This is a genomic window from Spirillospora sp. NPDC029432, assembly GCF_040703975.1.
Taxonomy (GTDB): domain Bacteria; phylum Actinomycetota; class Actinomycetes; order Streptosporangiales; family Streptosporangiaceae; genus Spirillospora.
Genome location: NZ_JBEZWH010000069.1, coordinates 29442 through 40392 on the forward strand (window position 1 = coordinate 29442; position 10951 = coordinate 40392).

General features: G+C 76.1%; 11 protein-coding genes. 5 read left to right on the forward strand and 6 right to left on the reverse strand.

All coding sequences use genetic code 11. The features are described from left to right. Positions 1–171: 171 nt before the first annotated feature. Complete coding sequence (locus AB0881_RS34615) at positions 172–747, forward strand: TerD family protein (protein ID WP_366623946.1); 576 nt, start codon at positions 172–174, stop codon at positions 745–747. Between the two features lie 78 nt (positions 748–825). Here AB0881_RS34615 and AB0881_RS34620 read toward each other — a convergent pair whose 3' ends face one another. Together AB0881_RS34620 and AB0881_RS34625 are read right to left on the reverse strand one after the other, a co-directional pair. Continuing rightward, positions 826–1248 carry a RidA family protein gene (locus AB0881_RS34620; RefSeq protein WP_366623948.1) on the reverse strand — a complete coding sequence of 141 codons (423 nt, stop codon included), beginning with the start codon at positions 1246–1248 and terminating at the stop codon, positions 826–828. A gap of 70 nt (positions 1249–1318) precedes the next feature. Beyond that, positions 1319–3007: a class I adenylate-forming enzyme family protein gene (locus AB0881_RS34625; RefSeq protein WP_366623950.1), complete on the reverse strand. Its 1689-nt coding sequence runs from the start codon at positions 3005–3007 to the stop codon at positions 1319–1321. Positions 3008–3122: 115 nt separating this feature from the next. Here AB0881_RS34625 and AB0881_RS34630 point away from each other — a divergent pair, with 115 nt between their 5' ends. The 3 genes from AB0881_RS34630 (at position 3123) to AB0881_RS34640 (ending at position 5717) form a co-directional block, all read left to right on the forward strand. Beyond that, the gene (locus AB0881_RS34630; protein ID WP_366623952.1) at positions 3123–3920 is read left to right on the forward strand and encodes an HAD-IIA family hydrolase; all 798 of its coding nucleotides are present in this window, start codon (positions 3123–3125) and stop codon (positions 3918–3920) included. 282 nt (positions 3921–4202) lie between these two features. Then, positions 4203–5012 (forward strand): DUF3152 domain-containing protein, encoded by an 810-nt coding sequence (locus tag AB0881_RS34635; RefSeq protein ID WP_366623954.1) that lies wholly within the window; start codon positions 4203–4205, stop codon positions 5010–5012. A gap of 81 nt (positions 5013–5093) precedes the next feature. Continuing rightward, a complete protein-coding gene (locus tag AB0881_RS34640; protein WP_366623956.1) occupies positions 5094–5717 on the forward strand; it encodes a YigZ family protein in 624 nt (207 codons plus the stop codon). A gap of 83 nt (positions 5718–5800) precedes the next feature. On the opposite strand, the gene AB0881_RS34645 is transcribed toward AB0881_RS34640, so the two are convergent. From AB0881_RS34645 to AB0881_RS34660, 4 genes are read right to left on the reverse strand one after another with little or no spacing between them, the layout of a single operon-like run. After that, on the reverse strand, positions 5801–6601 hold the full coding sequence (locus tag AB0881_RS34645; protein WP_366623958.1) for a methylated-DNA--[protein]-cysteine S-methyltransferase: 801 nt from the start codon (positions 6599–6601) through the stop codon (positions 5801–5803). Then, a complete protein-coding gene (locus AB0881_RS34650; RefSeq protein ID WP_366623960.1) occupies positions 6598–7317 on the reverse strand; it encodes a sigma-70 family RNA polymerase sigma factor in 720 nt (239 codons plus the stop codon). Before AB0881_RS34650 ends, AB0881_RS34645 begins: the two co-directional genes overlap by 4 nt. Positions 7318–7364: 47 nt before the next feature. Beyond that, a complete protein-coding gene (locus AB0881_RS34655) occupies positions 7365–8030 on the reverse strand; it encodes a response regulator transcription factor (protein WP_366623962.1) in 666 nt (221 codons plus the stop codon). Further along, positions 8027–9271, reverse strand: coding sequence for a sensor histidine kinase (locus AB0881_RS34660; RefSeq protein WP_366623965.1), 1245 nt, complete (start codon positions 9269–9271; stop codon positions 8027–8029). Before AB0881_RS34660 ends, AB0881_RS34655 begins: the two co-directional genes overlap by 4 nt. A 123-nt stretch (positions 9272–9394) precedes the next feature. On the opposite strand from AB0881_RS34660, the gene AB0881_RS34665 reads away from it, so the two are divergent. Then, a partial coding sequence (locus AB0881_RS34665) for a histidine kinase (protein WP_366623967.1) occupies positions 9395–10951 on the forward strand: 1557 nt, incomplete at its 3' end.

Here is a 10951-nt window from a genome sequence, read left to right on the forward strand (position 1 = left end):
GGGCCGGCGGGCAGCGCGGGGCGGGCGGTGTCCCCTACGGTGTGCGGAGGCGGATTTGGTGCGCCGTGTAGCGGAAGCGGCGGTGGGAACCGGTGCCGGTTGACTACCGTTCTCGTTACAGACCGTACGGGCGACCGATGTCCGTGCGGAGTCGATACGGAGGTGGACACAGTGGGAGTCAGTCTGAGCAAGGGCGGCAACGTCTCGCTGACGAAGGAGGCTCCCGGGCTGACCGCGGTCGTGGTGGGTCTGGGCTGGGACGTGCGGACCACGACCGGCAGCGACTTCGACCTGGACGCCAGCGCCCTGGTGTGCTCGCAGGAGAACAAGGTGCTGTCGGACAAGCACTTCATCTTCTTCAACAACCTCAAGAGCCCCGACGGCTCGGTGGAGCACACCGGCGACAACCTCACCGGTGAGGGCGAGGGCGACGACGAGCAGCTGAAGGTGAACCTGGCGGGGGTGCCGGCGGAGGTCGCCAAGATCGTCTTCCCGGTGTCGATCTACGACGCCGACAACCGCCAGCAGAGCTTCGGCCAGGTCCGCAACGCCTTCATCCGGATCGTCAACCAGGCCGACAACTCCGAGATCGCCCGCTACGACCTGTCGGAGGACGCCTCGACCGAGACCGCGATGGTCTTCGGCGAGCTGTACCGGCACGGTACGGAGTGGAAGTTCCGCGCGGTCGGCCAGGGCTACGCCTCGGGCCTGTCGGGCATCGCGTCGGACTTCGGCGTCAACGTCTGAGCCATGGACTGAGCGGCCGGCGCGGCCGGTGCGGGCGCGGGGCGCGGGCCCCGCGCCCTTTCGCGTTCCGGGGCGGGGTCAGGCGGGGACGGCGGCCAGGGCCTCGATCTCGATGAGCAGGTCGTCGCGGAACAGCGCGGCGACCTGGACCAGGGTGCTGGCGGGGGTGACGCCGGCGGGCAGGAACTCGTCGCGGACGGTGCGGACGGTGGCGACGTCGCGGGCGTCGACGAGGTAGTAGCCGAGCTTGATGACGTGTTCCCAGCCGGCGCCGGCGGCGGTGAGCGCGGCGGCGAGGTTGGTGAAGACCTGGCGGGTCTGGGCGGCGAGGTCCGCGGGGCCGACGAGGGCGCCGGTGGCGTCCAGGGCGACCTGGCCGCTGACGGCGACCAGCCGGCCGGGCGCGTCGACGCTGATCACATGGCTGTAGCCGGGGCCGGGGGCCAGTTCCGCGGGGGCGATCTGGCGGATGGCGGTGCCGGGGCGGATGTCGTCGCTCACATGATCACTCTATCGCCGGCCGTCCGCGGGTCGGGGACGGCCGGCGGCGGGCGAGCGCGGGCGGCAGGGGTCAGCCGAGGAGTTCTTCGCGCAGCCGGGTCTTCAGGAGCTTGCCGCCGGGGTTGCGGGGCAGTTCCCGGTCGCGGAACCACACGTGGGCGGGGACCTTGAACGCGGCGATGCGCTCGGCCAGGAACGCGCGCAGCGCGTCGGCGGTCAGCTCGGCGCCGGGGCGCAGCAGCACGACGGCGCCGACCTCCTCGCCCAGGACGTCGTGGGGGACGCCGATGACGCCGCAGTCGGCGACGGCGGGGTGCTCGTAGAGGGCGGCCTCGACCTCGGCGCAGTAGATGTTCTCGCCGCCGCGGATGAGCATGTCCTTGGCGCGGTCGACGATGTAGACGAAGCCGTCGGCGTCCAGGCGGGCCAGGTCGCCGCTGCGGAACCAGCCGCCGGCGGTGAAGGCGCGCTCGGTGTCGGCGGGCCGGTTCCAGTAGCCCTTGATGACGTTGGGGCCCTTGATGAGCAGCTCGCCGACCTCGCCGGTGGGCAGCTCGCCGCCGCCGGCGGGGTCGACGACCTTGACGTCGCAGACGGCGACGGGCGGGCCGACGCTGTCGGGGCGTTCCAGGTAGTTGGCGCCGCCGTTGTAGGTGGTGACCGAGGAGGTCTCGGTGAGGCCGTAGCCGTTGCCGGGGGCGCGGGCGGGCAGCCGCTCGGTGATGGTGCCCAGCAGGGCGGGCGGGGCGGGCGCGCCGCCGAAGCTGACGCCGGTGAGGCTGGAGGTGTCGTAGTCGCCGAACTTCGGCGAGGTCAGCACCTGCCAGGCCATGGTGGGGACGCCGCCGAACCCGGTGACGCCCTCGCGTTCGATGAGGCGCAGCGCCTGCTCGGCGTCCCACTTGTACATCAGGACGACGGTGCCTCCTTGCAGGGCGCTGCTGACCAGGACCGAGTGGCAGCCGGTGGCGTGGAAGAAGGGGACCGACAGCAGGGTGACGCGGCGCTGGGGCGCCATGAGGGTGGCGAGTTCTCCGCCGCCGCGCACGGCGGCCGACAGCGTCCCGTAGGCGAGGCTGATGGGGTTGGTGGTGATGTTGCGGTGGGTGCCCAGGGCGCCCTTGGGGCGGCCGGTGGTGCCGGAGGTGTAGAAGATGGTGGCGTCGTCCTCGGGGTCGAGCTCGACGGCGGGCGGTTCGGTGGCGGGGTCGACGTCGCCGAGGAAGTCCTGGTAGGAGACCGCGCCGGGGGGCAGCGGGCCGTCGGGGCGGGCGACGACGGCGGGCAGGCCGAGGCGGGGCAGGGCCTCGGCCAGCCGCGCGGCGCGCTGGGCGTCGGCGACGAGGACCTTGGCGCCGCTGTCGGTGAGGCCGTACTCCAGTTCGGCGGCGGTCCACCAGGCGTTGAGGGGGACGGCGACGGCGCCGGCGAGGGCGGTGCCGAAGAAGGCCACCGACCATTCGGGGTAGTTGCGCATGGCGATGGCGACGCGGTCGCCCTTGGCGACGCCGTGGCGGTCGATGAGGCGGCGGGCGAACGCGGCGGCGCGGGCGTGGTGCTCGGCGAAGGTGAGGCGGTCGTCCTCGTAGACCAGGAAGTCGGCGTCGCCGTGGGCGCGCGACAGCTCCAGGATCTGCGGCAGGGTGGTGGGGGCGTTCTTCCAGACGCGGGTGGCGACGCCGCGGATGTCGATCTCGTCCATCTCGAACGGCTGCCCCGGGGCGGTCAGGGCCGCCCGCGTCTCGGCGATGGTCTTCACGCACTACCTCCGTCACCGAACTGAATTCTAGAATTGAGGCGAATCTACGGTCCGGCGCGCCGCCCGGTCAACGGCCCGTGCGCGCCGGGCGCCCGCGGGCTGCGAGAATGGCCGCATGACGGAGCGCAAGCCGATCGAGTACTGGCTGTCGGACATGGACGGGGTCCTGGTGCACGAGGGGAGCCCGATCCCCGGCGCCGACGAGTTCATCCGGCGGCTGACCGCCTCCGGCAAACGCTTCCTGATCCTGACCAACAACTCCATCTACACCCGCCGGGACCTCGCGGCGCGGCTGGCCTCCATCGGCCTGGACGTCCCGGTCGAGGCGATCTGGACCTCGGCGCTGGCGACCGCGCAGTTCCTGGCCGACCAGCGCCCCGAGGGGTCGGCGTACGTGATCGGCGAGGCGGGGCTGACCACCGCGCTGCACGAGGCCGGGTACGTGCTGACCGACATCGACCCCGACTACGTGGTGCTGGGCGAGACCCGCACCTACAGCTTCTCCCAGATCACCCGGGCGATCCGGCTGATCGAGCGGGGCGCGCGGTTCATCGCCACCAACCCCGACCCGATCGGCCCGTCCACCGAGGGGTCGCTGCCTGCGTGCGGCGCGGTCGCCGCCATGATCACCAAGGCGACGGGCGTGGACCCCTACTTCGTCGGCAAGCCCAACCCGCTGATGATGCGCACCGCGCTGAACCGGGTCGGCGGGCACAGCGAGTGCACCGCGATGGTCGGCGACCGGATGGACACCGACGTCGTCGCCGGCGTCGAGGCCGGGCTGGAGACGATCCTGGTGCTGACGGGGGTGACCCGCAAGGAGGAGGTGGGGCGCTTTCCGTTCCGCCCCACGCACGTGCTGCCGTCGATCGCCGACGTGCTGCCGATGATCGGCGACCGCTCCTGCGACTGACCCCCTTCCCCTCCGCCCTCTGCCTCCCGCCCTCTTCGTCCCGCTCCCGTCCCCTTGCCGGTGAACGGCGGCGGCCCGGCCCGGCCCGGTTACGCCGCTTATGCCGGGGCCGGGGGAGACCCTCCCGGAACTCCCGTCCGCTACCAAGCGTCGCATTCCGGTTACGATGCGCGAGGCTGATGCGAGTGATCTTCGGGGTGCGTCGCATCGAGGGGGGCGGCCATGCACGAGGCGGACGAACCGCGCGACCGCGCCGCGGCCGGCTGAGCACGGCGCGGCGTCATGCACGAACTCAGGCAACGGCCCCCGCGCGTACCCGCGCCACCCGCCCCGCGGCGCCGCCGCGGGCTCCGGGGGCCGTGGGCGGCGGCGGGCTGGGCGGTACTGGCCGCGGTGTCGGCGGGGCTGGTCGCCTGGACGGTCACCGGCCCGTCCCCGCGGCCGGACGCCTCGGCGGCCGGCACCGCCGCTGCGGGCGGCGGAGCGGGCGGTGGGGCGGGTCCCGCCGCGCGGGCCCCGGTGGTGGTCAACGGGCGCCGGCAGCCGCCGCCGGTACGGGTGCCGCGCGCGGCCACCGGCCGCTACGCCGCCGTCCCCGGCACGGCCGCGCCCCCGGGCCGGCACGGGTACGTGGTCCGGTACACGGTGGAGGTCGAGCGGGGCCTGCCGTTCTCCCCGGCGCGCTTCGCCGCCGAGGTGCACCGCGTCCTGAACGACCGGCGCGGCTGGGGCCGGGGCGGGCGGCTGCGGTTCCTGCGCGTGGCGGACGGGCCGGTGCGGTTCCGGGTGGCGCTGTCGAGCCCGGCGCTGACCGACCGCATGTGCCGCCCGCTGGACACCCGCGGCCAGGTGTCGTGCCACGCCCGCGGCCGCGCGGTCCTCAACGCGCGCCGTTGGAGCCAGGGCGCGCCCCCCTACCGCGGTGACGTGGCCGCCTACCGCGAGTACCTGGTCAACCACGAGGTCGGGCACGCGCTGGGGCACGGGCACCGGGGTTGCCCGGGACCGGGACGGCGGGCGCCGGTGATGGTGCAGCAGACCCTGTCGCTGTACGGGTGCCGCGCCAACCCCTGGCCGCACCCGGGCGACTGACCAGCCCCCGCCCCGCCCCGCCCCGCCGCCGGGCCGCCGCCGGGCCGTAGCGGGGGCGGGGCGGCCTAGACTCGGGCCATCATGCGCACGATCAGCGGGACGGTCACCCACGAGACGCAGGTCCGCAGGTCCCGGTTCGTCTGCACGCTGGCGCGCGTGGCCGACGAGGCCGCGGCGGTGGAGTTCATCGCCCGGCACCGCCGCGCGCACCGCGACGCCACCCACAACTGCACCGCCTACGTGGTGGGGGAGTCCGGTGAGATCACCAAGAGCAGCGACGACGGGGAGCCGTCGGGCACGGCGGGCGTCCCGATGCTGGAGGTGCTGGTCCGCAACGGGCTGACGGGCGTCGCGGCGGTGGTGACGCGCTACTTCGGCGGGGTGAAGCTGGGCGCGGGCGGCCTGGTGCGCGCCTACGGGCAGGCGGTGGCCGAGGCGGTCGAGGCGGCCGCGGTGGTGGAGCGGGTGCCGGTGGTGACGGTGACGGTGGAGGTCGAGCACGCGCTGGCGGGCCGCTTCCTGGGCGACCTGCACGGCGCGGGGCGGCAGCCGTCCGATGTCCGCTACGGCGGGGCGGTCGAGGCGGACGTGGCCGTCGCGGCCGCGGAGCTGGCGGAGTTCGAGGCGTGGGTGGCCGGTGTCACGGCGGGCCGCGCCCGCTCGCGCCGCGGCGCGAGCGGCTTCATGGACGTCCCGGCCGCCTGAACGGCCGGGACGCACCCCCCGCCCCGGCCTCACCCCGGCTCACCCCGTCTCGCCCTTCGCCGTCGGGTTGCCGTCCGGCCCGTTCAAGCGGGGGTGGCCAGGCCGGGACGGCAGCGCAGGCACGGGCGGTAGCCGGCGGCCTCGGCGGCCGCCGGGCTGCGGAAGCCGTGCCGGTGGGCGGGGGTGATGCGGCGGGCGTCGGCGCAGGTCGGGTGGCAGTACACGCCGGTGGTGTCGCTGCCCAGGTAGTGCACGCCGCGGCGGGCGAGGGCGGCCAGGGCGTCCAGGTCGACGTCCTCGGCGCGCAGGAGGCGTTCCTTGGCGCCGGCGCCGAAGACGTACTGGCCGATGGTGCCGTCGGAGCGGGTGACGCGGTGGCAGGGGATCAGCAGCGGGACCGGGTTGCGCCCCAGGGCCGATCCGGCGGCGCGGACGGCGCCGGGGCTGCCGGCCTGGCGGGCCACCCACGCGTAGGGGCGGGTCTGGCCGCGGGGGATGGTGGCGGTGGCGGCCAGCACGGCGGCCTCGAAGGCGCTGAGGCCGCGCAGGTCCAGCCGCAGGGCGCCGGCGCGGCCGGTGCGCAGGGCCGGCTCGAGCCCGGCCGGGGGGCGGTCGGCCGGCAGCAGCGGCCGCGCGAACCGTTCTCGGAACGCGGCGGTGAAGGCGCGCTCGTCCATCCCGGCGCGCAGGAACGCCACGCCGTGGCCGGTGAACGCCACGTGCACGTCCTCCAGCGGGCCGGGCACCCGGACGCGGCGGGCGGCGACGCGGTCCAGCAGGGCGGGCGGCGCGTCGGTGGCCAGCGAGGCCAGCGCCTCCTCCAGCCCACCCGGGCCACCCGGGTCGCCGGGGCCGCCGGGGCGCCGGTGGTGGCGGGTGTTCATGGGGTGCCCCCTTTCGTGGAGTCCGCGCGCCCGCCGGAACGGCCGGTGCCGGTCGCGGCGGCGCGCAGGGCGTCGTGGTCGGTGGTGAGGGCGCGCAGCCGCGCCAGGCCGCGGGAGATGTGCGACTTGACCGTTCCCGCGGGGACGTCGAGGATCTCGGCGATCTCGGCGACGGGCAGGTCGGCGACGTGCCGCAGGACGACGGCGGCGCGCTGGGCCGGGCCGAGCTCGGCCAGCAGGGCGGCCAGCTCGCGGCCGGTCTCGTGGCGGGCCGCGGCGGCCTCCACGCCCTCGGCCGGGTCCGGCGGATCGGGGGCCTCCTCCAGCGGGCCCGGCCGCGGGCGCCGCGCCGCCGCGCGCAGGGTGTTGCGCCAGTGGTTGGCCAGGATCGTCAGCAGCCACGCCCGCGGCCGCAGCACGGCCAGGCGCTCGGGCCCGTACCCGCACAGGGCGCGGTAGGCGCGCAGGAACGCCTCGGCCGACAGGTCCTCGGCCTCGGCCCAGCGGCCGCTCAGCCGCAGCGCGGTGGAGAACACCGTGCCGCGGTACGCCTCGTACAGGGCCGCAAAGCCCTCGTCGAGGTCGCCGCGCAGCGCGGCGACCACGGCCGCGGCGGCCGGGTCGCCGCAGCCGTCGCCGTCCTGGCCGGTCTCCGCGCCGGTCTGCGCACCCGCGCCGGGAGCGGGGGCGGGGAGGGTCTGGTCGGTTACCGTCACGTCCGTGTCAACACCGGCCGGGCCGGGACGGTTGCGGCGGCCGCGGGTCAGCCGAGCCAGCCGGGGCGGATCATGCCGGTCTCGTAGGCCAGCACGACGAGCTGGGCGCGGTCGCGGGCGCCGAGCTTGGCCAGGATCCGGCTGACGTGGGTCTTGGCGGTGGCCGGCGACAGCACCAGCCGTCCGGCGATCTCCTCGTTGGACAGCCCCGCGGCCACCAGTTCCAGGACCTCGCGCTCGCGGTCGGTGAGGGCGTTGAGCTCGACGGCCGGCGGCGGCGCGGTGATGCGGGAGGCGAACTCGGCGATCAGCCGGCGGGTCACGGTGGGCGCCAGCAGCGCGTCCCCGCGCGCCACCACCCGCACGCCGTGGATCAGCTCGGTCGGCTCGGTGTCCTTGACCAGGAACCCGCTGGCGCCGGCCTTGATCGCGCCGTAGACGTAGTCGTCGAGGTCGAAGGTCGTCAGGATCACCACCTTCACGCCGTCCAGGCGGGGGTCGGTGACGATGCGGCGGGTCGCCTCCAGCCCGTCCAGGTTCGGCATCCGGATGTCCATCAGGACCACGTCGGGGCGCAGCTCGGCGGCCAGCCGCACCGCGGCCTCGCCGTCGCCGGCCTCGGCGACGATCTCGATGTCGTCCTCGCCCTCCAGGATGGACCGGAAACCGGCCCGCACCAGCGTCTGGTCATCGGCCAGCACCACCCGGATCACGCGCTCTCCTCCACTTCCCGTACCCGTTCCCCCGGACCACTGCCCGGTTCGGCGGGCAGCCGCGCCTGGACGCGGAACCCGCCGCCCGGCACCGGCCCGGCGGTGACCTCGCCGCCGGCCGCGGCCGCGCGCTCGCGCATCCCGCGCAGCCCGTTCCCCCGCTCCAGCGCCGCCTCGTCGACCGGCCCCGGCCCGTCGTCGTCGATCTGAACGATCACCGCGCCGCCGCGCAACCGTACCGCGACGGTGACCTCGGCGGCGCCGGAGTGGCGGGCGGCGTTCGTCAGCGCCTCCTGGACGATCCGGTACCCGGCCAGCGCGGCCGGCGGCGCCAGCAGCGCGCCCAGCCGCGCATCGTCGACGTCCCCGGCGCGCCGCACCGGCAGCCCGGCGGCGCGGGCGCGCTCCAGCAGCCCCTCCAGCCGCGCCAGCGACGGCGCCGGCTCCACCGGCACCGCCCCGCCCTCACCCTCCTCCTCGTCGACCTGCCGCAGCACGCCCAGCACGCCGCGCAGCTCCCGCAGCGTCTCCTTGCTGGCCTGCTTGATCGCCTCCAGCGACGCGTACGCGCGTTCGGGATCGTCACGGCGGTGCAGCGCGGCCCCCGCCTGCACGTTGATCAGCGAGATCTGGTGGGCCAGCACGTCGTGCAGCTCGCGGGCGATCCGCAGCCGCTCCTCCACCGCGCGGCGGCGGGCCTCCTGCTCGCGGTCGTGCTCGGCCTCGGCCGCCCGCCGCTCGGCGTCGGCCAGCAGCGCCCGGCGGCTGCGCACGTACTGCCCGGCGACGATCGTGGCCAGCAGCATCACGCTCAGCCCGGCCACGTCCTCGGCCTCGACGAACGCGCTGGGGTTCCAGCTGCGCTCACCGCCGCGGAGCGCCCCCACCACCACGAACCCGGCGTTGATCGCGATGACCGCGCCCAGCGGCACCCACGGCCGCGACCGCACGCTCGCGGTGAACAGCGCCATCAGGAACACGAACGCGATCGGCCCGTCCGGATAGCCCAGCGGGTAGTACAGCGGCGTGACCAGCGTCGCGATCACCAGCACCGCCGGCGGATGGCGGCGCCGCAGCGCCAGCGCCGCCGACACGACCGCGATCAGCACGATCCCGCCCGGCCACAGCGGCGAGTCCGCGGGCTGCGCCGACGACGCCGACCACACCACCGTCACCGCGAACGTGACGACCGCCAGCACGATGTCACCGGCCAGGCCCCGCGGCCAACGGATCGCTCTCACGGGCACCACCGTAGTTCAGCCCGCCCCGCTCCCGCCCGGCCCGCCCGCGGCGCCCGCCCCGCCCCGGGGACCCCTACTTTCGTCAGTACCGGCGGGCCCGCCCGCACTTGTACTGTGACCAGCGTGAACGGCGCCGACCATCCCGATCTCTCCGGCCCGCCCGGCCGCGTCCTGCGGGCACTGACGGCCCGCCCCACCCGCCGCGCCGCGGCCGGGGACGCGCTGCTGTGGGCGGTGCTGATGTTCCCGGTGGTGGCCGGGATGACGCCCCAGAACGGCGGCGAGGTGTCGCTGTGGCTCCAGGCGGCGGGCGTGGCCGCGTTCGGCGCCGCCGTCGCGGTCGGCCGCGCATGGCCGCTGGCGCCGCTCGCGACCGTCATCGTCGCACTGCTGATCCACGCCAACTTCGTGTTCGCGCTGCCCGTGGTCGCCTACCTGGCCGGGCTCCGGATGGCCCGCGCCCGCCCGATCCTGTGGATCTTCACCGCCACGTTCGTCGGCGGCACCGTCCTCAACCTCGCGCGCGGCATCGACGTCACCACCTGGTTCCCGCTGACGATCTGGCTGGTGCTGCTGGGCGTGCTGCCCTGGCTGGTCGGCCGCTACTGGCGCCAGTACCGCGAACTCCTGCACGCCGGCTGGCAGCGCGCCGAGCAGCTGGAACGCGAGCACCGCATCGTCGCCGAACGCGAGCGGCTGCGCGAACGCTCCCGCATCGCCCAGGACATGCACGACTCCCTCGGCCACGAACTCGCCCTGATCGCGGTCCGGGCCGGCGCGCTGCAGGTCGCGCCCGACCTGCCCGAACGGCACCGCGCCGCGGCCGCCGAACTGCGCGCGGGCGCCGCCGAGGCCACCGACCACCTGCGCGAGGTCATCGGCGTCCTGCGCGAGAGCACCGGCCGCGGCGGGGGAGCCGACCCCGACCCCGAAAGCGGCCTGGCCGGGACGCGCCCGGCCCGCGAGAGCATCACCGACCTGGTCGACCGCGCCGCCGCGTCCGGGATCCCCGTACGCCTGACCGGCTCGGCCCCCGCCCTCGTCCCCGCCACCGGACCGGAGACCCCCGCCGCACCCGGTACGCCGCCGCCCTCGCCGTCCCCGCCGTCCATGCGGGCACCAGACCCCGGCCGCGCCCCGGGCGGGGGAGACCCGGGCACTCCCGGCACGTCCGCGGGCACCCCGCCCCCGGCCCCTGATCACCATCGCGGGCACGAGGCGAACGACCGCACCCCGGCCCCGCCGCGTGCTGCGCCCTCGGGCCCGCCCCCGCCGCCCGTGCCCGCGGTGGCGCCGATGGTGGCGCTGGCCGCGCACCGCGTCGTGCAGGAGGCCCTGACCAACGCCGCCAAGCACGCCCCCGGCGCACCGGTCACCGTACGGCTCGAGCAGGACGGCGACACCGTCACCGTCGCCGTCACCAACCAGGCCGCCCCGCCCGCCCCCGCCGCCGCGGAGGCCCCGGCGGCGCGCGCCGCGAGCGGTCACCGCTCCCGTACCGGCACCGCGCCCGCCACCGCCGGGACCGCCGCACCGCCGGCGCCCTGGAGGGACCGGATCGCCGGCGACACGGCCGCCGTCCGCGACGGCGCGGGCACCGGCCCGCAGAGCGCGGAGCGGCCCGGCGGCGGGTACGGGCTGGCCGGGCTGGCCGAGCGGGTCGAGGCGATCGGCGGGCGG